Genomic DNA, 26388 nt, shown 5'->3' with positions numbered 1-26388 from the left:
GGCGGGCCTGTAGCTCAATTGGTTAGAGCAGAGCGCTCATAACGCTTTGGTTGGGGGTTCGAGTCCCTCCGGGCCTACCAAATCACCGCCACGTGCCTTGAACACACCGCCCATCCTGCTGGTTTTGTTTGTATTTATGACCTCAGGCGTTCGTCACGTCTTGCGTACCCTGTCCACATACGCTTGGAAATCAGACGAATTTATTCAGTTCATCGATTTTCGCTCTCGGTTTAATCGCCGTGGGATGACAGGTCTTACTAAAAACTCCGAAATCATCTCGCGAGAAATCCAGCGCCTCGGCTCAGAAAATCGTCATATTGGTGCAGGTTTGGAGCGGCAAAGGTGTCAGGCGTTTACCGTCCAATAATTATATCCGCGCACAAACCGCCCAGGCGTTCACTTTTGGCCAATCGCAGAGTGCCACCATGCGCGCGCGCAACATCCGCCACGATCGCCAAACCCAAACCCACGCCACTGCCCTGATTCTGGTTGCGCGCAGGGTCAAGCCGCGTAAAGGCTTTGACCGCCTCTGTGCGCTGCTCTGCGGGAATTCCAGGGCCATCATCTTCGACACGGATGCGCATCGACTTGGCGTTCAGCGACAGGCTGACCTCAGCACGGCTGCCGTAGCGCACGGCGTTGCCGATCAGGTTTTCAACGGCCCGACGAACAGCCATAGGGCGCAGCATTGCCGTTCCCTCCCCCTCGACAGTGACCAACTCGGCCCGATGCCCTGCCCGATTGGCGTCATCCACAATCTGTCGAACAAATTCCGCCGGGTTGATTTCCTCTGGCGATCCTTCGGACGCCCCGCGCGAAAATTCGAGGAATGCATCAACCAAGGACTGCATTTCCTTTACATCCTGTAGCAAAGGTCGTGCCTCATCCTCGGGCAGCATGGCCAGTCCAAGCTTCAGGCGCGTCAAAGGCGTGCGCAGATCATGGCTTACGCCTGATAACATCAGCGTCCGTTGTTCGATCTGACGTTCGATCCGTGACCGCATATCCAAAAACGCATTCCCCGCCGCGCGTACTTCGATGGCACCGCCCGGTGAATATGGTACGCTCCGCCCTCGTCCAAACGCCTGCGCCGCATTGGCCAGCCGTGTGATGGGGCGCAACTGGTTTCGCATGTACAGAAATGAAATCGAGGTCATTATGATCGCGAAAAACAGCATCGTCACGATCAACTGATGCGGCGCCGCTGGCGACAATCTGCGCCGGTCAAAGGTCAGTTCCAGCACCCCCAGATGTGTATCCAGGTACAGACGCGCTTCGCGGCTGCTTGGCAACGCTACAGCACTCAGCTCTGGCAACCTTGCACGAAGTTCGGCCTCGACCTGCGGTGCTATGAAGTCGTACCACCGTGGACGGTCAATTTTGGGAGTTTCGTTGGCGGGCAGAAATCTGGCCTGCATTTCCAGCGCCAGAAGATCCGGGCGCACTTCGGCCAATGCCTGGTGCTGCGTCTCGGCCCCCTCCATCATGGTGGTGATCAGCATCACTTCCCTTGAGGCTGCGCGCGTCATCTGGTCAGTGACATCTTCCAGATGCTTTTGAAGAAAAGCAACTCCAACGACCAGAAGCAGCACGATCACAGGAAGAACCAGAATCAATGCTGCCCGGGCGTAAAGGCTGCGTGGCATATAGGGTTTGAGCCAGTGCGTGGACATGCGCTAAACCTAGCGGGCTGCCCGTACAAGAGGAAGAGCACAGAATGCAGGCACCTGACGAATTCAATCCGCCTTCGGGTGTTGCGACGGAACTACAACCGGGTTTACGGCGCATTCTGGCTCCTAACCCGTCACCGATGACCTATCGCGGCACCAACACCTATCTGCTGGGCGATCGCGACATTGCCGTCATTGATCCCGGCCCTGCAAGCGAGGTGCATTTGAACGCGATCCTGAATGAACTGCGACCTGGTCAGAGAATCAGCCACATAGTCGTGACGCACACCCATCTGGATCACTCACCCCTGGCTGCACCCCTGGCCGCCCGAACAGGGGCTGCGATCTATGCGTTTGGTGGCCCGGAAGCCGGTCGCAGCGCTGTTATGACAACCCTTGCAGCGCGTGGGTTGGCCGGAGGTGGCGAAGGCATCGACACCGCGTTTCGACCGGATGTCGAGGTTGCGGATGGTGAGGTCATCTTGGGCGATGACTGGCAGCTTGATGTTATTCACACCCCGGGGCATCTGGGAAACCACATTGCCCTGGCATGGAAGGATACCTGTTTCACCGCCGACCATGTGATGGGATGGGCCAGTTCGCTGGTGTCACCACCGGACGGAGACCTGACTGATTTCATGGCGGCCTGCCATCGCCTGCGCGCGCGCGACTGGTCAGTTTTTCATGCAGGCCACGGTGCACCGATTACAGACCCCGCTGCGCGATTGGACTGGCTGATCCGACACAGGCAAAACCGAGAAGCACAGATTCTGTCTGCATTGGGGGATGCACACGGAACGGCATGGCAATTGGCCGAGCGTATCTACACCGACACACCCGCGACCCTGCTGCCGGCCGCAGAGCGGAACGTTTTTGCCCACCTCGTTGATCTGACTGGAAAAAAGCAGGTATCACCGCACGGCGAATTATCTGCCAATGCAGTTTTTCGCAGAGTTTCTTAATACCGCCAAAAATTTTTGTGGTTGATGCGCTTACCCTCTGGACGCCGGGAATCCGGATTGTTATACGCCCCTCAGTTCCGGCGTAGCTCAGCGGTAGAGCAGTTGACTGTTAATCAATTGGTCGTAGGTTCGATCCCTACCGCCGGAGCCAAAATTTCCCAATATTCAATCTTTTGTCAGGGGCAGAGTCCACATCGGTATTCTGGGGCTTTTTCGTTGAAAAAATGATGACCGCCCTCTGGACGCCGGATACTCCGGTTGCTATACGGCGCGGACCGTTCCGGCGTAGCTCAGCGGTAGAGCAGTTGACTGTTAATCAATTGGTCGTAGGTTCGATCCCTACCGCCGGAGCCAATTTACCCCGCAAGATCACATCTCACCCCGCTAGGGCATCCTTGAAATCCGAACGCAGGTTTCGTTTCAGCACCTTTCCGGTTGCGTTCAGCGGCAGCGCGTCAACAAAGACGACTTTGTCAGGAATCTGCCATTTGGCGATTTTCCCTTCGAAGAAGGCCAGAACCTCTTCTTCGCTTGGATTCTCACCTTCGGCCCTTACAGCGACCAGCAAGGGCCGTTCGTCCCATTTCGGATGCGGAACACCGACAACGGCGGCAGTTGCCAGTTTCGGGTGCGCAACAGCGATGTTTTCAAGTTCGACCGAGCTGATCCACTCCCCTCCGGACTTGATGATGTCCTTGGATCGATCCCGGATGGTCATGTAACCATCGGCGTCCAGCGTTGCGACATCGCCTGTGGCGAACCAACCGTCTTGCAACAGATCCTGATCCTGCAGCAGGAAATAGCTGTCCAGCACCCAATGCCCCCGCACCATCAGATCGCCCTGCGTTTCACCGTCATGCGGCAGATCGTTGCCGTCATCATCTACGATTTTTAGTTCAACCCCAAACGGTGGCCGGCCCTGACTCAGACGGATAAGGTGTTGTTCGTCCAACGGCAGCACCAGATGTTTGGCCAATGGGTGGTTGGCGGTGCCTAGCGGGCTCATCTCGCTCATGCCCCACGCATGGACCGTATCGACGCCATATTTATTCCGGAAGATATCCATCATCGAGGGTGGGCAAGCGGCACCCCCAATCACGGTCCGTTCGAGGCTTTTCAAACTCGTCCCGCATTTGGCGGCATGCGCCAACAGTCCCTGCCAGATGGTTGGCACCCCCATTGCCAGCGTCACACCATAGGTGTCGATCAGGTTGACCAGCGCCTCGCCATGCAAATCCGGGCCGGGCAGCACAAGACGTGAACCTGACATGGCGCAGGCATAAGGCGACCCCCATGCATTAACGTGGAACATAGGAACGACGGGCATCACGACATCCATCGCCGAAAAGCCGATCACATCGCGCGTATTCGACGCGAAACTGTGCAGGACCGTCGATCTGTGGGAATAAAGAACCCCTTTGGGGTGGCCTGTTGTGCCGGAAGTGTAACACAGCCCTGACGCGGTGTTTTCATCCAGTTCAGGCCATTCAAAAGCCGCGTCACCGGTTTCGATCAGTTCATCGTAGAATTTCAAGTCGGGTATTTGTGCTGCAGCCTCATCACTGCGGGGGCCCATCAAAACAAAATGGTGAACATCCGTCAGCGCACCGTGCAAGGCGGCAACCAGCGGAATGAAGGTTGCATCAAAGAAAAGCACCCGATCCTGAGCATGGTTGATAATATAAGTCAGTTGTTCAGGAAAAAGCCTTGGATTGACTGTGTGACAGACATACCCCGCACCCGAAGTGGCATAATAGATCTCCAGATGGCGACGATTGTTCCAAGCTAGCGTTCCGACCCTGTCCTGCGGCTCCAGACCCAGCCGCGTCAGGGCCGACGCCAAACGCCGGGCGTTCACAGCTATCTCGGACCAATTAGTTTCGGTCACCGTTCCATCCGTTTCGACCGAGATGATCTCGGTCTGACCGTGGTAACGCTGTGCGTGATCAATCAGCGACGAAATCAGCAAAGGCTGCGTCATCATCTGTCCCAGCATGGACATCCTCCCGTCATAGGCGGGGCCTTGCCTGGCCCCTGCCTGTTCTGTCTGGCACTGACAAGCAGGGGTGTCTCCCGTACTGTCAGTTCAGGCGTTTCCTAAGACGGAACCCTGCCAATCATTTAATTGTCTGACAATAGAAGAATGCAGCCCACACCGATAGCGGACTACATTCCCACCGCTTAATCCCGGTGTTTCAGCGCGTAGGCGACCAATGCTGCGGTCGATCCATCCTTGCCCTCGGCGCTTTCTTCACCGTCCACGATGGGACCAAGCGAGTTGGCCAGTTCCTTGCCCAGCTCAACCCCCCATTGGTCGAATGAATTGATGCCCAGCAACACGCCTTCGACAAACACCCGGTGTTCGTAAAGCGCAATAATCTGACCCAACACAAACGGTGTGAGTTTGGGGTAAATCAATGTTGTCGAGGGACGATTGCCGGGGAAAACCCGGTGCCGGGCCTGTCGATCAAGTTCATCCCCCAGATACCCCTGCTGCGCCATACGCTGACGCGCTTCTTCGAACGAACGGCCACGCATCAGGGCCTCGGACTGCGCCAGACAATTGGCCAAAAGCAGACGGTGGTGATGGGTCAGTTCGGGTTCATGCCCCTCGGCCGCAACCATGAATTCGCAGGGAATGACATCAGTACCCTGATGGATCAGCTGATAAAACGCGTGTTGTCCATTGGTGCCCGGCTCACCCCAGACGACAGGACCTGAAGGCATGGCGAGGGTTGAGCCATCCATCGCCACGGATTTGCCATTCGATTCCATTTCCAACTGCTGGAAATATGCGGGCAGGCGCAAAAGCCGCTGGTCATAAGGCAGCACCGCACGGCTGGTATGCCCCAGAACCTGACGATGCCAGATGCCAACCAATGCCAGCATCACAGGCATGTTTTCATCCCAGTCAGCCGAGCGGAAATGCAGGTCCATCGCCTGCCCGCCGCGTAATAACGCGTCAAATGCGTTTGAACCAACTGCAATCATGACCGGCAAGCCGACCGGACCCCAAACCGAATAACGCCCACCGACCCAATCGGCGAATCCGAAGACATGCGCCTCGGGAATACCGAAGGCTTTCGTCTTGTCCAAAGCGCTGGAAACGGCGGCAAACTGGCGCGACGGATCGCCCCCGCCTTCGGACATCCACGCGCGGGCGGTGCGTGCATTGGTCATCGTTTCGATTGTGGTGAAGGTTTTTGAGGCGACAATGACCAGCGTACGCATCGGGTCAAGCTGCCGCAACGTGTCCGCGATATGCGCCCCATCCACGTTCGAGACGTAATGCACCCGTGGTCCATCGTGATAAGGTGCCAGCGCCAAAGTGGCCATGACAGGGCCGAGGTCTGACCCGCCGATGCCGATATTGACCACATCGGTAAAGTTGCCCCCCGCCCCAGCGATAGCGCCGCCGCGCACCTCTTCCGCGAACACGCGCATCCGTTGCAGCGTATCCAGAACCTCGGGCATAACGTCCTGACCGTCCACTTCAACCGGCCCGCCATCAAGGTTGCGCAAGGCCGTGTGCAACACCGCGCGCCCTTCGGTCTCGTTGATCTTCTCGCCCGCGAACATCGCATCACGCCGAGACGCAAGACCAGCCTCTGCACACAATTGAATGAGCGCGGATCGCACCACATCATCGATCTGCGTTTTTGAATAGTCGAAAACCATATCCCCGGTTGAGGCTGAAAATACTTCGGCCCGGTTTGCATCTGCCGCAAACAGGTCAAGGATACGACGGTCACTTGTCGTCTGAGCCAGTGTTCTCAAAGCATCCAGATGCATTGCCTTACTCCGCCCAGTGTACGGTCATGCCACCAAGAACTGCGGCGATCGGTGCCTCTTCCGGTGGTAGCGACATGGCTTTTTCAAGAACGGCGCGTTTTGCCTGTCCATAGATGATCAGATGTTTCGACAGCGCCCCGTCCAGGACCGGAGCGGTCAGGGAAATTCGCGCCTCTGGCTGCGTTTCGGTCCGGGCGACGATCAACGTAGGTGCATCACTGCGCAATGCCTCGTCCAGCCCCTCCATCCCCGGAAACAATGAGGCCGTGTGCATGTCTTCGCCCATTCCCAGTACCAGCACCGACAATGGCAATACCGGCGCAATCAGCGATTCGATTTCGGGCAACGCTGCCTCAGGTTCTGAACCAGGGACATAAAGCGGAATGTATTGCGCCACTGAAGCCCGGCTGGTCAGCAACCTTTCGCGGATCAAACGTTCGTTCGAGCGGTCATGATCTGCTGGCACACAGCGTTCATCCGTCGGCAACACACGCACACGATCCCACTCAAGATCGGCAGCACACAGGCTGTCAAAAACGGGGCCCGAAGTTGTTCCCCCAGGAACGGCCATTGCAACGGTATCATGGTGCAGCAATGCGGCCTCAAGGTCGCCCGCCAGCACGTTGGCCACGTCGATGGCAAGCATTTCGCGATCAGCATATTCCTGAATTTTCATGGCTTTATCCCTTGCCAGTGACGTCCGTCACGTTTCATCAGAAGTTCGGCGTCGCCCGGCCCTGTGCTGCCGCTGTCATAAGGCTTTGGTACGTCCCCACGTGCCAACCATCCGGCGATGATCGGATCGGTCCAGGCCCAGGCGGCCTCGACCTCATCCCCGCGCATGAACAGGGTCTGGTTTCCGCGGATCACGTCCATCACCAGGCGTTCATACGCATCTGGCGGGTCCTGATTTTCGGGGCCCAGGGCTTCGGCAAAGCTCATGTCCAAGGGAACGTCGATCAGTCGCATCCCCCCCTGCCCGGGTTCCTTGATCGTCACCTTCAGCGTGATCCCCTCGTTCGGCTGCAACCGGATCGACAACGTATTTGCATGGCGCCCCGCCTCTTCCCCAAATATCGAATGCGGCGCGTCCTTGAACATCACGTTGATCACCGACGAGCGCGCCACCAGGCGCTTACCGGTGCGCAGGTAGAATGGTGTACCTGCCCAACGCCAATTGCTGATATGGGCCTTCAACGCCACATAGCTTTCGGTGGTTGATCGCGGATTGCCAACGCAGTCCCGGTATCCCGGCCCGTCTGGACCGGCCGCAAACTGCCCCCGCACGATGTGGTGCGGTTCAACCGGATCAAGCGCCCGGATCACTTTAAGCTTTTCATCCCGAACTGCGTCAGGATCAAACTTGGCCGGAGGTTCCATCGCAATCAGGCAGAGCAGCTGCATCAAGTGGTTCTGCACCATGTCCCGCATCGCGCCCGCGCGCTCATAATAATCTTCGCGCCCTGCGATACCGACAGTTTCCGCAACCGTTATCTGGATATGGTCGACATACTGGCTGTTCCACAGCGGTTCGAACAGCATATTGCCAAACCGGACCGCCATCAGATTCTGGACGGTTTCCTTGCCCAGATAATGGTCGATCCGGTAGATTTGATTTTCATCAAAATGCGCGGCCAGTGTTGCATTCAACTCCCGTGCGCTCGCCAAATCATGCCCAAACGGCTTTTCGACCACAATACGGGTTTCTTCTGTCACCAGATCATACGCCCTAACCCGCTGGGCCAATGGTCCGAACAGGCTGGGACCGACTGAGAAATAGAAAGCGCGAACCCGGTCGGGCGAGAGTTTTTCACTCAGTACATCCCAACCATCCGTCGTCAGGGCATCCAGCGACACATAGTCGACCCGTTGCAGGAAATGGTTCAGGGCTTGCGAATCCTGCGCCCGTTCCGAAGCGTGCCGATGCAGCGACGCAGCTACCATGTTTCGAAAATCATCCGCCGAATGACCGGCACGCGCGGCTGCTATTATCCGGGCATCCTCGTGCCACTGACCCGCACAATACCGACGGTAAAGCGCAGGCAGGATTTTGCGCTGCGCCAGATCACCGGTGCCGCCGAAAATGATCAGATCAAATGGATCAACAGGGATGACACGTGAAACCATGAGTTGTCCTTACCCTGACACTTCCAGCATGTCCAATGTTAGCGCAACCAAAGCTCAATAAATCTCGCTGTTCAAAACTCTGTCAGAACCCCTGTGCCAGACTTACCAAACCCGCGACAAAGGGCTAGATCAGTTTGATAACTTCAACGAACCGGATGTGGGAATGAAAGACAACGCCCCTCAGCTTGCCAATGTCGGCAAGTTTCAGCGTAAACTGGTAACGGCCGACGGCCAGACCCGCGCAAAGGTTTCCCTTTCCAACCCTCAGACGCTGTGGTTCAATACCGGCACGCTGTGCAATATTGAATGCGCCAACTGCTATATCGCCAGCAGCCCGACCAATGATGCGCTGGTTTATATCACTGCGGACGAGGTTCGTGACTATCTTGATCAGATCAAAGCCCGCAATTGGCCGGTGCGTGAAATTGGTTTTACGGGCGGCGAGCCCTTCATGAACCCCGAGATGATCGACATGACACGCGCCGCGCTGGAGCGTGGGTACGAAGTTCTGATCCTGACCAACGCGATGGCCCCGATGATGCGCCGCAAGATGCGCGACGGTCTGCTGGCATTGCAAAAGACATTCAATGACAAGCTGACCCTGCGTGTTTCCGTAGATCATTACCGGGCAGGACTGCACGACCTTGAACGCGGCAAAGGAAGCTTTGGAAAAACCCTGACGGGTATGAAGTGGCTGCACGATCACGGCTTTAACATGGCTGTCGCCGGACGCACCGTTTGGGATGAGTCTGACACGGAAAGTCGTGCGGGTTACGCCGCATTCTTTTCAGAACACGGCTTTGGCATAGACCCGTATGATCCGACACAGACCGTCCTGTTCCCAGAAATGGACGAAACTGTCGAAGTGCCCGAGATTACAACGGCTTGCTGGGATATACTGAACAAGTCACCCGATGCGTTGATGTGCGCCAGCGCCCGCATGGTGGTGAAACGGAAAGGCGCTGATCACCCGGCGGTGCTGGCCTGTACCCTTTTGCCCTACGAGCCTGAGTTCGAGATGGGTCATTCTCTGGCCGAATCCGAAGCAGACGTTCACCTTAACCATCCCCATTGCGCCAAGTTCTGTGTGCTGGGCGGAGCCAGTTGTTCTGGCTGATCAGTTCAGGAGTTACCGGACTTCGTTCCAGTTGTAATAGTGTGTACGCGCCGGTCCCTTGGCTTTTTTACCTTGAGAGCATGCAGCATCAGATCCTGCACTTGCCCCTCGCTCAATTCACACGAAACTCGCCCACCATGTTGCGCCACTCTCCGGGTGCGATCATTTTGCGGTGGGTGAACTTGACAGAATGCAGCGGACCTTCGATTTCGCGCTGCCAGAAGTCGATGAATTTGAACAGTTTCGGATGATCCGGCGCAAGGTCGTAATCCTGCCAGATGAACGTGTTCAACACGTGGATGTAATCGGGCAGATGATAGAAAAACTCCGCCGTCGTCAGCCCATACCCCTTGAGCATCAGTTCGGTTTCGCTTGGCTTCATGCAGACCTCCTGTTTGATACAAGGTCCATTCAAGATACCACGAAAACCTTCTAATACTTATATAACAATATGTTACTTGAGTATTACCGGGGAAATTCCCCGTAAAGGCGCTGCTTGCTTGCACCTTATGTGCCGGGTCTGATAAGATACACCCACAAGATATAGACCCAGAACAAGACACGGGCAGTTTACGTGAGCGATACGCCAGAAATCCCCGAAAACATGGATGAAATCCCGCCCGAGCGCCCAGTCTATGACGGCCCGACGGTTTCCATCGAATCCGAAATGCGCACGTCCTATCTGGACTATGCCATGTCGGTCATCGTCAGCCGCGCGATCCCTGATTTGCGCGACGGGCTGAAACCGGTGCACCGGCGTATCCTTTATGCAATGCACGAAACGGGGAATACGCACGATAAGGCGTACCGCAAATCGGCCCGTCCGGTGGGCGACGTGATGGGTAAGTACCACCCGCATGGTGACAGTGCGATTTACGACGCGCTGGTGCGGATGGCGCAGGATTTTTCGATGTCGCTGCCGCTGCTGGATGGTCAGGGCAACTTTGGCTCGATGGACGGCGATAACCCGGCGGCGATGCGGTATACCGAAGTGCGGATGGACAAGCCCGCTGCTTCCCTGTTGGCTGATATCGAAAAAGAAACGGTCGATTTTCAGGACAACTATGACGGCAAGGACCGAGAGCCGACGGTTTTGCCGGCCCGTTTCCCGAACATGCTGGTCAATGGTGCCGGTGGTATCGCCGTGGGGATGGCGACGAATATCCCTCCCCACAACCTCGGCGAGGTGGTCGACGCCACGCTTGCGCTGATCGACGACCCCGACCTGACGTCAGAACAGCTGATTGAATACGTCCCCGGCCCCGATTTCCCGACCGGTGGCGTGATGCTGGGTCGTTCCGGTGCGCGTAAAGCCTATCTGGAAGGCCGTGGCAGCGTCATCATCCGGGCCAAGACCCGTGTCGAGGAACTGCGCAAAGATCGGTATGCGATTGTCGTGGACGAGATCCCGTATCAGGTGAACAAGGCCGCGATGATTGAAAAGATCGCCGAGGCCGTGCGCGAGAAGCGGATCGAAGGCGTGGCCCATGTACAGGACGAATCCGACCGCAACGGCGTACGCGTTGTGGTCGAGCTCAAGCGCGATGCGACGCCCGAGGTGGTGCTGAACCAGCTCTACCGCTTTTCGCCGATGCAGACCTCCTTTGGCTGCAATATGCTGGCGTTGAATGGTGGCCGCCCCGAACAGCTGACCCTGCGCCGGTTCCTGACCTCGTTCATCGATTTCCGTGAAGATGTCGTTGCCCGCCGTACCGCCTATGACCTGCGAAAGGCGCGCGAACGCAGCCACATCCTGTGTGGCCTGGCTGTGGCGGTGTCCAATGTCGATGAAGTGGTTGCAACGATCCGGTCGTCTGCGGACGCGGCGCAAGCGCGCGAAAAACTGATGACCCGCCGCTGGCCTGCCTCCGACATCGCTGGCTATCTGCGCCTGATCGATGATCCTTTGTCCAAGATGAATGACGATGGCACCTATAACCTGACCGAGGTGCAGGCCCGTGCCATTCTGGAGTTGCGCTTGCAACGACTGACTCAACTGGGCGTCAAAGAAGTCACGGACGAACTGGAAGAACTGGCTGCCAAGATCAAGGAATACCTTGATATTCTTTCCTCGCGCGAACGGATAATGAGCATCATCGCTGATGAGCTGCGCAGCGTGCGTGAACAGTTCGCGGTCGACCGCCGCACTGAGATCGTCGACTGGTCGGGCGACATGGAAGACGAAGACCTGATCGAACGTGAAGACATGGTCGTGACTGTCACTTCGGGCGGCTATATCAAACGCACGCCGCTGGCAGATTTCCGCGCCCAGAAACGCGGTGGCAAGGGCCTTTCGGGGATGCAGACCAAGGAAGAGGATGTTGTTACCAACCTCTTTGTTGCGAACACCCATACACAATTGCTGTTCTTCACAACAGACGGGATGGTCTACAAGCTCAAGACCTGGCGCTTGCCCCAATCCGGGCGCACCGGCAAAGGTAAGGCCATCGTCAACATCCTTCCGATCCCAACCGGCGTTTCCATCGCCGCGATCATGCCCGTGGATGTACCGGACGAGGAATGGGAAAACCTCCAGATCGTCTTTGCCACCAGCGCAGGTGACGTGCGTCGCAACCGGTTGTCGGACTTCACCAATGTCCGGCGCAACGGCAAGATTGCCATGAAACTGCCTGACGGCGTTGAACTGGTGAATGCGCGCATCTGTTCGGAAGACGAAGACGTGATGCTGGTCACCAATTCCGGCCGCGCGATCCGCTTCCGGACAACTGACGTGCGTGTCTTCAACTCGCGCGAATCCACAGGTGTCCGGGGGATCAGGCTGACCAACGGTGATCGTGTCGTTTCGATGTCCGTAATCCGCCATTTCGAGGCGACCCCCGAAGATCGTGTGGCCTATCTCAAGATGCGGCGTGCGGTTGCGGGGCTTACCGAAGAAGATGCCGGTGACGACGAGGAAGCCGCAGCAAGCAGCGATTTCAGCCAGGAAAAATATGCCGAGATGTCGGCGGCCGAAAACCTGATCCTGACCATAACCGCCGGAGGTGCAGGCAAGTTGAGTTCAAGCCACGACTACCCCGTGCGCGGACGTGGCGGCATGGGCGTGGCCGCGATGGACAAGGCGATGCGCGGCGGCGATCTGGTTGCATCCTTCCCGGTCGAGATCGATGATCAGATCATGCTGGCCACGTCAAAAGGCCAATCTATCCGGGTGCCGGTCGATGGCATCTCCTTCCGCTCACGCTCCGCGGGCGGCGTGAAAGTCTTCAATACCGGCAAGGGCGAAGAAGTCGTCAGCGTCGCGTGGATCGCCGATCAGGGCGACGAGGAAGAATGACAGTAACCCCGGGCACCGGTTCGACGGTTCCCGGGGTTCAGTTCATGTCAGGTAGGCATTGAAAAATGCAATGGTCCGGCTCCAAGCCAGATTTGCCGCAGCTTCGTCATACCTGGGCGTCGTATCATTGTGAAAACCGTGATTGACATCCGGATAGAAGTGCACGCTGAACTTCTTTTGATTGGCTTTCAACGCCTCTGAATATGCAGGCCATCCAGCGTTGATACGCTCGTCCAGACCGGCATAGTGAATCATAAGGGGTGCTACGATGGACGGAACATCTTCGGCTGGTGGTTGCCGACCGTAGAATGGCACCGAGGCTGCAAGGTCCGGATAGGCCACGGCCAACGCGTTGCAAACACCTCCGCCATAGCAGAAGCCGACAGCGCCAACTTTGCCGGTTGAAAGATCATGATCACGAAGGAATTCAAAGGCGGCGAAGAAATCCGCCATCAGTTTTTCCCGGTCCATCGAGCGCTGCATCTCGCGCCCTTCTTCATCAGTACCGGGATAGCCGCCAAGGGGGGACAACCCATCAGGTCCAAAAGCAAGGAAACCGGCCTTGGCCGCGCGGCGCACAACGTCCTCGATATAAGGGTTCAGACCCCGGTTCTCGTGCACGACCAGTACCGCTGGCAGTTTACCCGCGGCATTTGCCGGCATCGCCATCAGGCCGCTGGTTTCGCTATGCCCATCCGGGCTGTCATATGCGACCACCATGGTTTGGATCGCGGGATCGTCCGGGGCCACCTGTTGCGCCCAGGCGTAATTGGGTTGCAACTGGTCCAGAATCATTGCGCCTGTCATTCCGGCAGCCGTGTATTTACCGGCTTTTGAAATGAACTCACGCTTGGACATCGTACCGTGCACATATCCGTCGAATATCTCTAGGATACGCGGATCAAAATCACTGGCTTTCTTGCGGGCTTTTCCGGTCATCGAAGCCTCCCAGGCGATGGTATCGGTGCACCGATTCTAACGCCTGAGCTGCAATTCGGAAACTCACAAATCGTAGAGCGCGCCGAACTTGGCCTCGAGATAGCTTAGCAATGGGTCCGGTCCGGGCTCGATGCCGCTTGCACGGGCAATCACCTCGCGCGGTGCATAAAGGCCACCATGCTGCTGCACATGCTCACGCAGCCAGCCGGTTGCGCCGGTGGTGTCGCCGCGGGCCAGTTGCGCGTCAAGATCGGGCTCTGAACCGCGCAAGGCCTGGTAGAGGCACCCAGCATAGACATTGCCCAGCGAGTATGTCGGAAAGTAACCGAACAACCCAACCGACCAGTGCACATCCTGCAAACAACCGTTCGAGGGCTTGTCGACCGCATAACCGAAATCTGCCTTAAACCGATCATTCCAGGCGGCCTCCAGATCGCCGACCTGCAAGTTTCCGGCCATCAGCGCGCGTTCCAGATCAAACCGCAACATGATGTGCAGATTGTATTGGACCTCATCCGCCTCGGTGCGGATATAGCCGTTATGGACGCGGTTGACCGTCGCATAAAACGCATCCGGGTCGGCAATGCCGAAATCGCCGAACGCCTCTTTCATTTGTTCGAACAACCAACCGGTAAAGGCCCGCGACCGACCCAACTGGTTTTCGTAGATCCGGCTTTGACTTTCATGCACGCCCATCGACACACCAGAGCCGAGCGGTGTCAGCAGGTATTTCCTGTCGATCCCCTGTTCATAGGCGGCGTGGCCCACCTCGTGAATGGTGGAATAGAAACAGTTGAACGGGTCGGTTTCGCTGGTTCGCGTGGTGATGCGGACGTCAAGACCGCTGCCGGAACTGAACGGGTGAACCGCCTTGTCCACGCGGCCATTGTTCAGGTCATAGCCAAAAGCGATCGCCAGTTTTTGTGTCAGACGCATCTGGGTCTGCTCATCAAAACTGCGGTTCAGGGCAGCGGGTTCGGGTCGCTCCAGCACAGCGGCGCGCAGGGCCACCAGTCGTGGGCGCATCTGGTCGAAGATATCCGCAATCTGTGCGCTGGTCGTGTAAGGCTCGTAATCTTCGACCATGGCGTCGTATACGTCGCCCCCTTGTGCCAGCGCCTCGCCTTCCTGTCGTTTCAGCGATACGACCTCTTCCAGAACCGGAAGAAAGGCCGAGACATCTTCGTCCGCGCGCGCCTGCGCCCACTTTCCCTGCGCGGCGGATGTCACACGGGCAATCGCCGTCGCCAGATCGGCTGGCACCTTCACCGCGCGATCATATGCGCGCCGGATTTCACGCATCTGCGCCTTGCCGACCTCATCCTGAGGCGCGGCCTGATCCAGCCATTCGGCAACACGAGGATCAGAACGACGTGCGTGCAGGACAGATTCGATAGCTGCCATTTCTTCGGCGCGCTGTGGCGCTGCGCCGCGCGGCATGACGGTTTCCTGATCCCAGCCAAGCCGACCGGCGATCTGGCCCAAAGCCGAAGTTTCCCGCTGAAAGGTCATCAGTTCATTGAAAGCGGTCATAATTTTTAAACTCCGCGCACAGATGTTGCGATTGGATAAGCCGTGAGGAACCGCGCGCGCAGGATCAGCGTCCAAACGATGACGGCCATAAACTGGTGGAAGATAGCGACCTGCCATGGCGCGCCGTAAACCACGGTCACGATGCCGACGACGACCTGTAACGAAAGCGCGGCGAAAGCAGCGTTGAAGGCAAAACGCGTCTGCGGATGCGCGCTGCCGCTGCCACGTCGCCAGACGACAACGGCGAAGATGAACAGCAGATACCCTGCACACCGGTGGATGAACTGTACCAGACCGGGGCTTTCAAAGAAGTTTCGCCACATCGGCTCCAACATAGTCGCATCCGGTGGAAGCAACTGCCCTCCCATCAGCGGCCAGTCGGTGTAAGACCGCCCGGCGTCGATCCCGGCGACAAGCGCGCCAATGAGTATTTGTAAAAAGGCGAAGTGCATCAGCCCTGTGGACAATGAAAACAGCCTGACCTCTTTGGCCCGGCGCGCCTGCATCAGGTCACGTTCTTCCCGGCCAAGTTCAAAGATGTACCAGGCCAGCGCTCCCAGGATCACAAAAGCCAACCCCAAATGCGTTGCCAGACGGTAACTTGCAACAGCCGTCATGCCTTCACCCTGGGTGACGCCCGAGGCCACCATCCACCAACCAACAGCGCCCTGCAGACCGCCAAGAAGACCCGGAACGATCAGCTTTCCCGTCCACCCTGTCGGGATCTTGCGGGTGAGAAGAAAAGTCAGAAATCCAGCGGCCCAGACCAGACCGATCATGCGACCCAACTGACGATGGCCCCATTCCCACCAATAGATGGATTTGAAATCACCCAGTTCCATCCACTGGTTTTGGATGCGCCATTGGTCAATCTGCTTGTACTTGTCGAACTCTGCCTGCCAGTCCGCTTCGGTCATCGGCGGCAAAGCTCCGGTGATCGGGCGCCATTCGGTGATCGAGAGGCCGCTGTCAGTCAGGCGCGTCAAGCCGCCAACCGCGATCATCACAACGACCAGAGCAAACAGGATCATCAGCCAGACGCGGATCGCATTGCGCGCGCCGCCGCGCCCCCGGTCGATCATACCGGGTTGAACCGCCTGTTGTTTTTTGGTGTCCGTGACCTCTTCGAAGATGCTGCGCTTACCGCTCATGCTGTCCTCATGTCCTGATTTCGTCGCAAGCTAGGGCTTGGGCAAAGATAGGTCCAGCCTCAGCCTTTATCCTTCCAGCGGACCATCTGACGCATGATCCCGTGCAACATCTGCACATCGGCCCGCGTCATCCGCATCCGCGACCACAGGTTGCGCAGGTTTACCTTCATCCCTTCGGCCTTTTCGGGAGGGTAGAAGAACCCCGCCTCCTCCAGCCTGTCCTCGTAATGCTCGACAAGTTTTTCGACCTCGACCCCAGTGGCCCAGTCACCTTTGCCCAGGTCAGTCGATTCATGCACCACTTCGCCGGTCTGGCGCATCCACTCATAGGCGGTCAGCAATACGCATTGACCAAGGTTCAGCGAAGCATATTCCGGGTTTACCGGCACCGAGATGATCGCGTTGGCCTTGGCGATGTCTTCATTCTCTAGCCCTGCGCGTTCAGGGCCGAACAGAACGGTAACCTTCTCGCCCGCAGCGATCTTTTCGGCGGCAACCTTCATTGCGTGTTCGGGGCTGTAGACAGGTTTGGTCAAGCCCCGCTGACGGGCTGTCGTGGCGAAGACAAACGTGCTGTCGGCCAGCGACCCGGCCAAGTCGTCAAACAGCTGCGCCTCATCCAGCAAGCGCCCTGCTCCGCTGGACATTGCCACCGCTTTGGGGTTCGGCCAGCCGTCACGCGGGGCTACGATACGCATCCGGTCCAGCCCAAAGTTCCACATCGCCCGCGCAGCAGCACCGATGTTTTCACCCATTTGCGGGCGCACAAGCACGAAGGAAGGCTGGGGTTTGACGCTGGGCATGGCTCACCTTAAGAAAACTTGGCCTGCTGTAATTGGCAGGCTCTTGCAGGGCAAGGCGCAGGGGCGTTATTTGCAGGCTCTGGACCATAAAAGTTTGCTTCCCAGCCGCAATCCGCTAAACCGCGCCAAAGACTGAAAGCCGAAGGACGCGCCCATGGACACCCCCGAGCAGCCGCAGATTTACCTGATCACGCCTCCGACCATCGAGTTGAGCACGTTCACGAACAAGCTGGCGACTGTGCTGGACGGGGTCGAGATTGCCTGTATTCGCCTCGCTTTGGCCGGAAGCGACGAAGATACCATCGCCCGTGCAGCGGACGCTTGTCGCGAAGTCGCCCATACGCGCGACGTGGCCATCGTGATATCGAACCATGTATTGCTGGCGCAGCGCCTGGGGCTGGACGGGGTGCATCTGGATGATGCTGCACGCTCGGTCCGCACCGCGCGCAAGGAACTGGGTGCCGATGCAATCGTCGGAAGCTTTTGCGGCGCGTCCAGCCACGATGGTATGACTGCTGGCGAAAACGGAGCGGATTATGTGGCCTTCGGTCCTGTCGGCTCGGCCAAACTGAGAGATGGGACCCGCGCCGAAAAGGATCTGTTCCAATGGTGGTCCGAGATGATCGAGGTTCCGGTTGTGGCCGAAGGTGGGTTGACGCCCGAATTGATCCGCGACCTAGCCCCCTGCACCGATTTCTTTGGCATTGGCGATGAGATATGGGGCAGTGACGATCCTCTGGGCGCGCTGAAAACGCTGCTGGCCGCGTTGCCTTAACCCAGCACCCAAGGCTCGACAATCCAATAGACCCCGGCACCTGCAATCAGCATCGAGGCCAGAACCGATATCCGGCCTCGTTTACGGTGTGAGCCGCCAGAAAACAAAAGCGCCAGAGCAAGCCCCGCAAAGGCTACAACAACAAGCGGCAGAATATTCCCGGCGCCAAAGCCTAGGATGGCCGGAGGCAGATGATCTGGCGGTACCCCGATGCCGATCAGGGCCGACGCAAATACCAGACCTTGAAGACCGCCAATGGCGAGAACCGCCAGCAAACGCCAGACCTGCAATCGCCGGGCAACCAGGTTCCACAGCGCCAGAACGATGGTCGAAGCCACCAGAACCGGGACCTCGCTCACTTTTCCTGCATCCAATACGCCATACAAACCCAACCCAAGCCCGATCAGAGCGCCCGCTGACAGGAACACCAGTTGGGACACCACTGGGCGCAACTTCAAAGACAGAAACACTAGCGCCAAGGCGAGTATGGACGGCTTGATCGGGTTTCGGACAAAATGATCGGCCCCTTTTGTGAAATATGTCCGCAGCGTTTGCTGCGTTGTCAGAGACGCCCCGCCTTGCAAGGGGATCAGCGGGCTGGTTTCACCGGCAGCCAAATACCCGGTGTATGGGGCTGCAACATTTTGCTGTCGCAGAACGATTGGCCCGTTTTCTGACGGCCAGCTCAGACGCAGGTTTGACACCTGATCGGGTAAAGATGCAGTCAGCAACAGTTTGGAAATGCGTACTTTTTCCGTATCCCCCACTACAGGAATACGCACACCTTCATAAGACAAACTCAATCGCTCTGGTGCCTCTACCACAAGATTTTGTTTCCATAGCTGAACGAACTCTTTGATCTGGGGTTCCAGTTCAGAGGAAACCAGACGCCGCAAGGATTTGTAGTTTGGATCGTCGGAAAACGAACCGGGCTGCGCGGGATTGTTCCCGGTCAACATAGCCTCGGCATTCCATTTCAACTCAAGAAACAAAGTGTCGGACTTGACCCAGAAATCAACGACGGTCGGCGGGGCGGATTGCGCCCTGCCCGATCCGGGATGCAAAATTACAAGAACAAGAAAACTCAGGGCACAGGTTTTGAGGGTTCGAAAGATGGCGCGGAAAACAGGGCCATTCATACGAAAAGCTCCAACAGGAAAATCAAATTACCAATCATTGCCTTCGATTGTTCCCGCGAAGGCGGCAGATCGCAAGCCCAAAGGGCATATGGGACCTGTGCACCGCAAATCTCTGATTGCGGTAACGTTCTGACTTGCATGGGCATCACCGCTGCGGCATGACGTCCTTTATGACTCAGAACAGTAATATCCTGTGTATCGGCTCGGTCCTGTGGGACGTGATCGGACGATCGGCCAGTGCCATGCGGCAAGGCTCGGACGTGCCTGGCCGGATTACCCGCCTGCCGGGTGGTGTTGCGATGAACATAGCCATGACGCTGGTACGTTTTGGTATGACGCCAACCCTGCTGACCGCCATTGGCCGCGACCCCGAGGGCGACGAGCTGATACATGCCTGTTCCCGCCTCGGAATGATCACGGATCACATCTATCGCTCGCAGGACCTGCCGACCGACCGGTATATGGCTGTCGAAGGTGCCAACGGGTTGATCGCGGCCATTGCCGATGCGCATTCACTGGAAGCCGCTGGCGCTAAGATCCTGCGACCGCTGATGCACGGCCCGCTTGGCTATGAAAACACGCCCTTTGAGGGACCTATTGCGCTTGACGGCAACCTGACCCTGAACCTGCTGGAAGAAATCGCCCAAAGCCCTGCATTTGCCCGTGCCGATCTGCGTGTTGCCCCGGCCTCTCCCGGCAAGGCCGAGCGCCTATTGCCCTTCCTGAAACATGCCCGCGCCACGCTTTATGTGAACCTGGAAGAGGCAGGAATACTTTGCCAACGCGAATTCACCGATTCTGAAACTGCTGCAAAAGGCCTTCTGGATCGTGGCGCGCTACGCGTGCTGGTGACTGACGGTGGAAACTCAGCTACGGTCGGCAGTTCCGACGAAATTCTGACCCAAACACCCCCATCCGTTCTGGTCACCCGTGTGACCGGTGCCGGGGATACCTTCATGGCGGCTCATATCGCCTCCGAATCCGGCGGCGCATCGAGTGATGAGGCTCTGACCCGCGCTCTGCATGCCGCAGCAACCTACGTTTCCGGAGAAACCCCACTGTGATCGACATTCAATATTCAGCCGAGGTCCGCGCTGCCAAGGACGCAGGCCGTCCCATCGTTGCGCTGGAAAGCACCATCATCACCCATGGAATGCCCTACCCGCAAAACATCGAAGTTGCGGCGCAGGTCGAACAGGACATCCGTGATGCCGGCGCAGTTCCGGCAACCATGGCGGTGATTGAAGGCAAACTACACGTGGGGCTCGAGCCCGACCAGTTGCAATGGCTGGGTCAGGCTCAAGGCGTTGCCAAAATCTCGCGCGCGGATATGGCGGCCTGCATCTCGACCGGTGAAACCGGCGCCACAACCGTGGCCGCCACCATGATCGCCGCACATTACGCCGGGATCGAGGTATTTGCTACTGGCGGCATCGGTGGTGTGCATCAGGGGGCTGAGACGACGTTCGACATCTCGGCTGATCTGCACGAACTTGGCCATACACCGGTCACCGTTGTCGCAGCTGGGGCCAAGGCCATCCTCGATCTGGCCAAAACTCTTGAGGTTCTGGAAACACTGGGGGTGCCCGTCATCGCCCATGGTCAGGACGCGTTCCCTGCCTTCTGGTCTGCAAAATCACCCTATGCCGCCCCCCTGCGCATGGACACGCCAGAAGCTATCGCCAAGGCCCACGCAACCCGTCGCGCGTTGGGCCTGCCCGGCGGGCAGCTGGTGGCCAACCCGATCCCGATCGCGGATCAGATCCCTGCCGAAATACTGGCCCCCATCATCGCCGAGGCGCAGGCTGATGCAGATGCGCATCGGATTACCGGAAAAGATGTGACGCCTTATCTGCTGCAACGTATCTTTGAAATGACCGAAGGCCGTTCGCTGACCGCCAACATTGCCCTTGTGCGCAACAATGCGCGCCTCGCTGCGGCGATTGCACGCGCACTGGTAGAACAGGGATAACGCAAGCCTATTGTGCCAAAGCCACTGATTGACTACCTAAATCCCGACAACCACTCGGAACCAAGATGAATACACCGTTCGACGAAGAACCGCATCATCGCCGCCCCGGCATGCTGGCACGGCTGCGCGCGTCGTTCCTGACGGGGCTGGTTGTCATTGCCCCGGTCTGGCTGACGGTCTGGCTGATCTGGTCAGTTGTCGGTTGGATCGACAGCGCGGTCCTGCCGCTGGTGCCTCATCAGTTCCAACCGGAACAATACGTTGGTATCAACCTGCGCGGTGTAGGTGTGGTGATCTTCCTGATCTTTACCGTGATCGTAGGGTGGATCGCCAAAGGAATCCTGGGGCGGTCCCTGATCCTGTTCGCTGAAAGCGTGGTAGATCGGATGCCGGTCGTCCGCTCGATCTATTCCGGGATCAAACAAATCTCGGAAACCGTATTTGCCCAAACCGAACGCTCTTTTGAAAAGGCTTGCCTGATCCAGTACCCCCGCCGTGGGATCTGGGCCATTGGGTTCGTCTCGACAACCGCCAAAGGCGAAATCAGCAAACGCGCGGAAACCGGCGGAGAGCTGCTCAGCGTCTTTGTTCCGACCACCCCCAACCCGACCTCGGGCTTCTTGCTGTTTTTCCCGGCGGAAGACGTAATTATGCTGGACATGACAATTGAGGATGCCGCGAAACTGGTGATCTCGGCCGGGCTCGTTTATCCCAACGAAAAAGACCCCACGCAACCGCCCGAGTGATTAACCGAACATGGCTGGCAGATCGACAGTACTGGTCAGACCCAGATCGCTCTTGTGCTTGGCCAGAAAACGATCCGCCGCCGCCCGCCCCGCCTGTTTCAGCTTGTGCAATATAACCGGGTTGGGCACGGTTTTTGTGGCAACAGACAGGCTGCTCATCAACTCGTTATCCGCAATCATATGCACCAGGACGCGGCTCATGTCCCCGGCCTTCAGCTTGCCCTCTTTCAAAAGCCGCTGAACAAAGCTGATTGCCCGCAATTCGCGAAACAGGGATGAATTGAAGCTGATCTCGTTGATCCGGTTCTGGATCTGCTGCGGTGTGACCGGCACCGCGTCGCGCTCCAACGGATTGATATTCACGATCACCACATCATCCGGCAGATCAGTGTTGAACAGCGGATAGAGCGCCGGATTACCAGTATAACCGCCATCCCAATAAGCCTCGATCCGGTTCGTCTTTGGATCAAATATCTCGACAGCCTTGAACAGGGTCGGCAGGCAGGCCGAAGCCAGAATAGCATCTGTCGAGACCTCCTCGCCGGTAAACACCCGGATCTTACCGCTTCTCACACAGGTGGCGCACACAAACAGGCGGGGTCCCGAATCGGCGCAAACTTCCGCAAAATTGAACCTGTCCACCACCGGCTCCAGCGGATTGCTGTAGAATGGACCATAGGCATAAGGCGACACCATCCGCGACCAGGCATCACCAATGGAAAACGGCACCGAATATTCCATCGCCTGCGCGATTGCGGCCGGTTCCAACCCGCGAAACCAATTGGCAATGCGCATGTCACCAATCGCGCCCATACGCCTCCAAAGCCCATCCAGTTGCGCGCGCGCGCCCTCGCGTCCTGAATGAACCATCCCCGATTTGAACGCCGCACCATTCAACGCACCGGCAGATGTTCCGGTGATAGCGGCAACCTCGATGTCTTCTTCATCCAGCAGACGGTCAAGCACACCCCAGGTGAACGCCCCATGCGCACCGCCGCCCTGCAAAGCCAGATTGATCCGTATCACAGCCCTCACCCTTCATCTTTTCAAAAATACTCCGGGGGTTTGGGGGCAGCGCCCCCAAGGCCAATCACAAGGCGGTCCAACCGCCATCGACAGAAATCGTGGTTCCCGTGATCTGCGCCGCCGCGTCTGAGCACAGGAAAATGGTTGTTCCGCCCAATTGCTCAACCGTGGCGAATTCCTTGGAAGGTTGCCGTTCCAGAAGCACGTTTTTCACAACCTCCTCGCGGCTCATATTATATTCTTTCATTGTGTTCGGGATCTGGGCCTCGACCAGAGGCGTCAGCACATAGCCCGGGCAAATAGCGTTGCAGGTGATCGGTTCTTGCGCGGTTTCCAGTGCAACGGTCTTGGTCATCCCTACCACCCCGTGCTTGGCGGCAACATAGGCTGCCTTGAACGGCGACGCCGTCAGGCCGTGAGCCGATGCGATATTCACTATCCGACCCCATCCCGCCTTGCGCATCATCGGCAGCGCGGCAGCGGTCGTGTGAAAGGCCGAGTTCATGTTGATCGCGATAATCGCATCCCATTTATCCACCGGGAACTGATCGATCGGGGATACATGTTGAATGCCCGCGTTGTTCACGAGAATGTCGCAAGATCCGGCCTGTTCAATCAGCGCGCGGCACTCTTCACCTTTTGACATGTCCGCCTTGATGTAACGTGCTTTGGTTCCGGTCTCTTTGGCAATCTCAGCGGCCAGCGCGTGATCTTCGTCACGGTCCGTAAAGGAATTCAGGACGACATCCGCTCCGGCCTTCGCCAGCTCACGCGCGACCCCCAGACCGATGCCAGAATTAGATCCCGTGATGATTGCTGTTTTGCCGGAAAGGCTCATGACCGTTCTCCCTGATGCGATGATTTGGTGCACAATGCCATGCTGCACCTGCAAAGAAAACGGGGAAACACACCGGTCCGAAATCCCAGCCTGACACTTCTCAAGCAGCCAAAAAAAACGCCCGCACGAAGCGGGCGTTAAGTTATTGAGGCAGGTTTCATACAGGCAAGAAACCTATCGAGCAGTGCATCCTTTATAAGCAATTCCACGCCTTCGTCCAAGCTAAAAGTTTGATAATATGAAAAATCATCACTACGGTGAATCCCAACAAAATAAGGCCAGAGCAGGATTGTTTCCAAAATGAGCCCGGATTTTCTCCGACCGTTTCGACCACTTGTGGCGGGAATCGCCAGCATTTTCATGATCTCTGTCGCCCATGCAGAATCGTCTCATGGCATAGCTATGTATGGGGACCCGGCCCTACCACCGGATTTTGTGTCCCTACCCTATGCCAACCCCGATGCGCCCAAAGGCGGTAAAGTCGTTTTCGGAAATACCGGCGGCTATAACAGCCTGAACCCGTTTTTGCAAAAAGGCACCTCGCCCTGGCAATTGCCTTTTTGGACCCATGAAAGCCTGATGGGGCGATCCTGGGACGAACCTTTCACACTTTACGGGCTGTTAGCCGAATCAGTTGAGACGCCTCCGGACCGGTCGTGGGTTGAATTTACCCTACGGGAAGAGGCCCGTTTTTCTGACGGCACCCCGGTCACGATTGACGACGTGATCTGGTCATACGAGACGCTCGGTACTCAGGGGCATCTGCGCTATCGCGGTTTTTGGGACAAGATCGACAGGATCGAACAGACTGGCCCGCGTTCGGTTCGGATTACTTTCAACGTGCCGGATCGCGAACTTGCCCTTCTCGCAGGGATGCGTCCGATCCTGCAAAAGGCGCAGTGGCAGGACAAGGAATTCGCCGACGCCGCTTTGCACGATGTCCCAATCGGCACCGGCCCCTATGTGATCGATAGCTACGAGGCGGGGCGCTATGTGAACCTTCGTCGCAACCCCGAATATTGGGGGCAGGATATCCCGTTCCGTCGCGGCACCATGAATCTGGATGAAATGCGGATCGAGTTCTACGGCGACGGCAGCGTCCTGTTCGAAGCCTTCAAAGCCGGTGAGCTATCAGCGGTGCGTGAGTTCAACGGCGACAAATGGGACACGCAATACAGCTTCCCCGCCGTTCAGCGCGGCGATGTCATCAAGACCGAGATCCCGCATGGCAAACCGTCAGGCATGACCGGGTTCGTGATGAACACCCGCAAGGCCCCGTTCGACGACTGGCGCGTTCGCGAGGCCCTGACGCTGGCCTTCAATTTCGAGTTCATCAACGACACGATCACTGGTGGGGCGCAGCCACGGATTACGTCCTACTTCTCGGGCTCAGACTTGGCCATGCAGCCCGGACCGGCCCAAGGGCAGGTAAAAGCCCTGCTGGAACCCTTTGCCTCGGATCTGATCCCCGGCACGCTGGAGGGGTATGAGCTGCCGAAGGGCGACGGTTCAGCCCGCAACCGCGCAAATATTCGCAAAGCCACCAAACTGTTGACCGAAGCGGGTTGGACCGTTCAGGACGGGGTTCTGCGCAACACGAATGGTGACCCGTTCAAAATGACGGTCTTGCTACAGCAGGGGGATAGCGAGATGGCGTCGGTGGTCGAGATTTTTTCCCGCGCGCTGGAACGACTTGGCATTCAGGTCATGACGGAACAGGTCGACAACGCGCAGTATGTCGGGCGCACCGGGGAACTGGATTTTGATGTTACGCCTTTCCGGCGTGCTCTTTCACTGTCTCCAGGCAACGAACAGCGTTTGTATTGGGGAAGCGAGAACGCGGACACACCCGGTACACGCAACCTGATGGGCGTGGCCTCACCTGCTGTTGATGCGATGATTGACGCCATGCTTGCCTCGGAAACACCTGAAGATTTTACCGCTGCAACCCGCGCGCTTGACCGGGTTCTGACGGCCGGTCGCTATGTCATCCCGATCTGGAGTTTTGATGTCGGGCGGATTGCCCACATCCGCGAGCTCAAGTTCCCTGAGACTGTGCCAATCTATGGCGACGGACCGCAATACATGCCGGAAGTGTGGTGGTACGACGCCGGGTAATCACTTGAACATCAGGGCAGCCGGGCTTTGCACGACAGCGGCTGTTCTCCGCGGGGTGTTGGCGGACCCCTTGAAAAACACGATTCCTTCGCGCTTCCAGCACGATTGGCCCCGGAAAACCACGCCTGTCGGCGGAATTCAGCACATGGCCATCACACTAGGGATACGTTTCGCGACAGCAGGTCGCAGCATCAGATGTAGGCCATATCGGATGCCGGATGATCCCATGAGACGCACCTTCAGCCTGCTTCGGTCAACGTTAAAAGCTGCATTGAATCGCGGTATTTAGACATAACCCAAAGATGGAGGTCGCCTTTACAACTCGCGCGCCGGGAATACCCGGTTCCGCACCAAACAGATCTCCTGATCCGCAGGTGCTTTAAAC

22 protein-coding genes and 3 tRNA genes are annotated in these 26388 nt (G+C 57.5%); 11 read left to right on the top strand and 14 right to left on the bottom strand.

Annotated elements, in window-relative coordinates:
• Nucleotides 1-3: 3 nt before the first annotated feature.
• Nucleotides 4-80: transfer RNA gene (locus I9188_RS02175), tRNA-Ile, on the top strand.
• 273 nt (nucleotides 81-353) lie between these two features.
• Here the strand turns inward: I9188_RS02175 and I9188_RS02170 are convergent.
• Nucleotides 354-1673 carry an ATP-binding protein gene (locus tag I9188_RS02170; protein ID WP_209503801.1) on the bottom strand — a complete coding sequence of 440 codons (1320 nt, stop codon included), beginning with the start codon at nucleotides 1671-1673 and terminating at the stop codon, nucleotides 354-356.
• Between the two features lie 44 nt (nucleotides 1674-1717).
• On the opposite strand from I9188_RS02170, the gene I9188_RS02165 reads away from it, so the two are divergent.
• The 3 genes from I9188_RS02165 (at nucleotide 1718) to I9188_RS02155 (ending at nucleotide 2986) form a co-directional block, all read left to right on the top strand.
• Complete coding sequence (locus tag I9188_RS02165; RefSeq protein WP_209503800.1) at nucleotides 1718-2632, top strand: MBL fold metallo-hydrolase; 915 nt, start codon at nucleotides 1718-1720, stop codon at nucleotides 2630-2632.
• A gap of 76 nt (nucleotides 2633-2708) precedes the next feature.
• A tRNA-Asn gene (locus tag I9188_RS02160) sits at nucleotides 2709-2783 on the top strand.
• 128 nt (nucleotides 2784-2911) lie between these two features.
• Nucleotides 2912-2986 (top strand) — tRNA-Asn (locus tag I9188_RS02155).
• A 22-nt stretch (nucleotides 2987-3008) separates the two neighbouring features.
• Here the strand turns inward: I9188_RS02155 and I9188_RS02150 are convergent.
• The 4 genes from I9188_RS02150 to zwf form a co-directional block, all read right to left on the bottom strand.
• Nucleotides 3009-4628, bottom strand: coding sequence for a long-chain-fatty-acid--CoA ligase (locus I9188_RS02150; protein ID WP_209503799.1), 1620 nt, complete (start codon nucleotides 4626-4628; stop codon nucleotides 3009-3011).
• A 185-nt stretch (nucleotides 4629-4813) separates the two neighbouring features.
• Nucleotides 4814-6424 carry a glucose-6-phosphate isomerase gene (gene pgi, locus I9188_RS02145; RefSeq protein WP_209503798.1) on the bottom strand — a complete coding sequence of 537 codons (1611 nt, stop codon included), beginning with the start codon at nucleotides 6422-6424 and terminating at the stop codon, nucleotides 4814-4816.
• 4 nt (nucleotides 6425-6428) lie between these two features.
• Complete coding sequence (gene pgl / locus I9188_RS02140; protein ID WP_209503797.1) at nucleotides 6429-7100, bottom strand: 6-phosphogluconolactonase; 672 nt, start codon at nucleotides 7098-7100, stop codon at nucleotides 6429-6431.
• Nucleotides 7097-8551 carry a glucose-6-phosphate dehydrogenase gene (gene zwf, locus I9188_RS02135; protein ID WP_209503796.1) on the bottom strand — a complete coding sequence of 485 codons (1455 nt, stop codon included), beginning with the start codon at nucleotides 8549-8551 and terminating at the stop codon, nucleotides 7097-7099. Before zwf ends, pgl begins: the two co-directional genes overlap by 4 nt.
• Before the next feature lie 163 nt (nucleotides 8552-8714).
• On the opposite strand from zwf, the gene I9188_RS02130 reads away from it, so the two are divergent.
• Nucleotides 8715-9668: a radical SAM protein gene (locus tag I9188_RS02130; protein ID WP_209503795.1), complete on the top strand. Its 954-nt coding sequence runs from the start codon at nucleotides 8715-8717 to the stop codon at nucleotides 9666-9668.
• A gap of 112 nt (nucleotides 9669-9780) precedes the next feature.
• Here the strand turns inward: I9188_RS02130 and I9188_RS02125 are convergent, their stop codons facing one another.
• Nucleotides 9781-10050: an usg protein gene (locus tag I9188_RS02125; protein WP_209503794.1), complete on the bottom strand. Its 270-nt coding sequence runs from the start codon at nucleotides 10048-10050 to the stop codon at nucleotides 9781-9783.
• Between the two features lie 192 nt (nucleotides 10051-10242).
• Here I9188_RS02125 and gyrA point away from each other — a divergent pair, with 192 nt between their 5' ends.
• Nucleotides 10243-12963, top strand: coding sequence for a DNA gyrase subunit A (gene gyrA, locus I9188_RS02120; RefSeq protein WP_209503793.1), 2721 nt, complete (start codon nucleotides 10243-10245; stop codon nucleotides 12961-12963).
• Between the two features lie 42 nt (nucleotides 12964-13005).
• Here gyrA and yghX read toward each other — a convergent pair whose 3' ends face one another.
• The 4 genes from yghX to I9188_RS02100 all read right to left on the bottom strand — a co-directional run bounded on the left by yghX (nucleotide 13006) and on the right by I9188_RS02100 (nucleotide 17389).
• The gene (gene yghX / locus I9188_RS02115) at nucleotides 13006-13902 is read right to left on the bottom strand and encodes a YghX family hydrolase (protein WP_209503792.1); all 897 of its coding nucleotides are present in this window, start codon (nucleotides 13900-13902) and stop codon (nucleotides 13006-13008) included.
• Between the two features lie 63 nt (nucleotides 13903-13965).
• Entirely contained in the window at nucleotides 13966-15435 is a 1470-nt protein-coding gene (locus I9188_RS02110) for a carboxypeptidase M32 (RefSeq protein ID WP_209503791.1), read from the bottom strand.
• Between the two features lie 5 nt (nucleotides 15436-15440).
• Nucleotides 15441-16586 carry a heme A synthase gene (gene ctaA / locus I9188_RS02105; RefSeq protein WP_209503790.1) on the bottom strand — a complete coding sequence of 382 codons (1146 nt, stop codon included), beginning with the start codon at nucleotides 16584-16586 and terminating at the stop codon, nucleotides 15441-15443.
• A 59-nt stretch (nucleotides 16587-16645) separates the two neighbouring features.
• Nucleotides 16646-17389: an RNA methyltransferase gene (locus I9188_RS02100; RefSeq protein WP_209503789.1), complete on the bottom strand. Its 744-nt coding sequence runs from the start codon at nucleotides 17387-17389 to the stop codon at nucleotides 16646-16648.
• Nucleotides 17390-17543: 154 nt separating this feature from the next.
• On the opposite strand from I9188_RS02100, the gene I9188_RS02095 reads away from it, so the two are divergent.
• A complete protein-coding gene (locus tag I9188_RS02095) occupies nucleotides 17544-18164 on the top strand; it encodes a thiamine phosphate synthase (RefSeq protein ID WP_209503788.1) in 621 nt (206 codons plus the stop codon).
• Here I9188_RS02095 and I9188_RS02090 read toward each other — a convergent pair.
• Nucleotides 18161-19303, bottom strand: a complete 1143-nt coding sequence (locus I9188_RS02090; RefSeq protein ID WP_209503787.1) for a HupE/UreJ family protein — start codon at nucleotides 19301-19303, stop codon at nucleotides 18161-18163. The two genes, I9188_RS02095 and I9188_RS02090, sit on opposite strands and share 4 nt — an antisense overlap.
• Before the next feature lie 170 nt (nucleotides 19304-19473).
• Between I9188_RS02090 and I9188_RS02085 the strand changes: the two genes are divergently transcribed.
• The 3 genes from I9188_RS02085 to I9188_RS02075 all read left to right on the top strand — a co-directional run bounded on the left by I9188_RS02085 (nucleotide 19474) and on the right by I9188_RS02075 (nucleotide 22021).
• Nucleotides 19474-20367, top strand: coding sequence for a PfkB family carbohydrate kinase (locus tag I9188_RS02085; RefSeq protein WP_209503786.1), 894 nt, complete (start codon nucleotides 19474-19476; stop codon nucleotides 20365-20367).
• Nucleotides 20364-21275 (top strand): pseudouridine-5'-phosphate glycosidase, encoded by a 912-nt coding sequence (locus tag I9188_RS02080; RefSeq protein WP_209503785.1) that lies wholly within the window; start codon nucleotides 20364-20366, stop codon nucleotides 21273-21275. Before I9188_RS02085 ends, I9188_RS02080 begins: the two co-directional genes overlap by 4 nt.
• Before the next feature lie 65 nt (nucleotides 21276-21340).
• Nucleotides 21341-22021: a DUF502 domain-containing protein gene (locus I9188_RS02075; protein ID WP_209503784.1), complete on the top strand. Its 681-nt coding sequence runs from the start codon at nucleotides 21341-21343 to the stop codon at nucleotides 22019-22021.
• On the opposite strand, the gene I9188_RS02070 is transcribed toward I9188_RS02075, so the two are convergent.
• From I9188_RS02070 to I9188_RS02060, 3 genes are all read right to left on the bottom strand, one after another.
• Entirely contained in the window at nucleotides 22022-23047 is a 1026-nt protein-coding gene (locus I9188_RS02070) for a patatin-like phospholipase family protein (RefSeq protein WP_209503783.1), read from the bottom strand.
• Between the two features lie 64 nt (nucleotides 23048-23111).
• On the bottom strand, nucleotides 23112-23885 hold the full coding sequence (locus I9188_RS02065; protein WP_209503782.1) for a 3-hydroxybutyrate dehydrogenase: 774 nt from the start codon (nucleotides 23883-23885) through the stop codon (nucleotides 23112-23114).
• Between the two features lie 137 nt (nucleotides 23886-24022).
• Nucleotides 24023-24247, bottom strand: coding sequence for a hypothetical protein (locus I9188_RS02060; protein ID WP_209599589.1), 225 nt, complete (start codon nucleotides 24245-24247; stop codon nucleotides 24023-24025).
• Between I9188_RS02060 and I9188_RS02055 the strand changes: the two genes are divergently transcribed.
• On the top strand, nucleotides 24246-26003 hold the full coding sequence (locus tag I9188_RS02055) for an extracellular solute-binding protein (RefSeq protein WP_245223695.1): 1758 nt from the start codon (nucleotides 24246-24248) through the stop codon (nucleotides 26001-26003). The genes I9188_RS02060 and I9188_RS02055 overlap by 2 nt on opposite strands.
• The last annotated feature ends 385 nt before the right edge of the window (nucleotides 26004-26388 follow it).

The sequence above is a fragment of the Ruegeria sp. HKCCSA071 genome (assembly GCF_017872555.1).
Taxonomy (GTDB): Bacteria; Pseudomonadota; Alphaproteobacteria; order Rhodobacterales; family Rhodobacteraceae; genus Ruegeria.
This window is presented reverse-complemented; position numbering and strand designations above follow the sequence as displayed.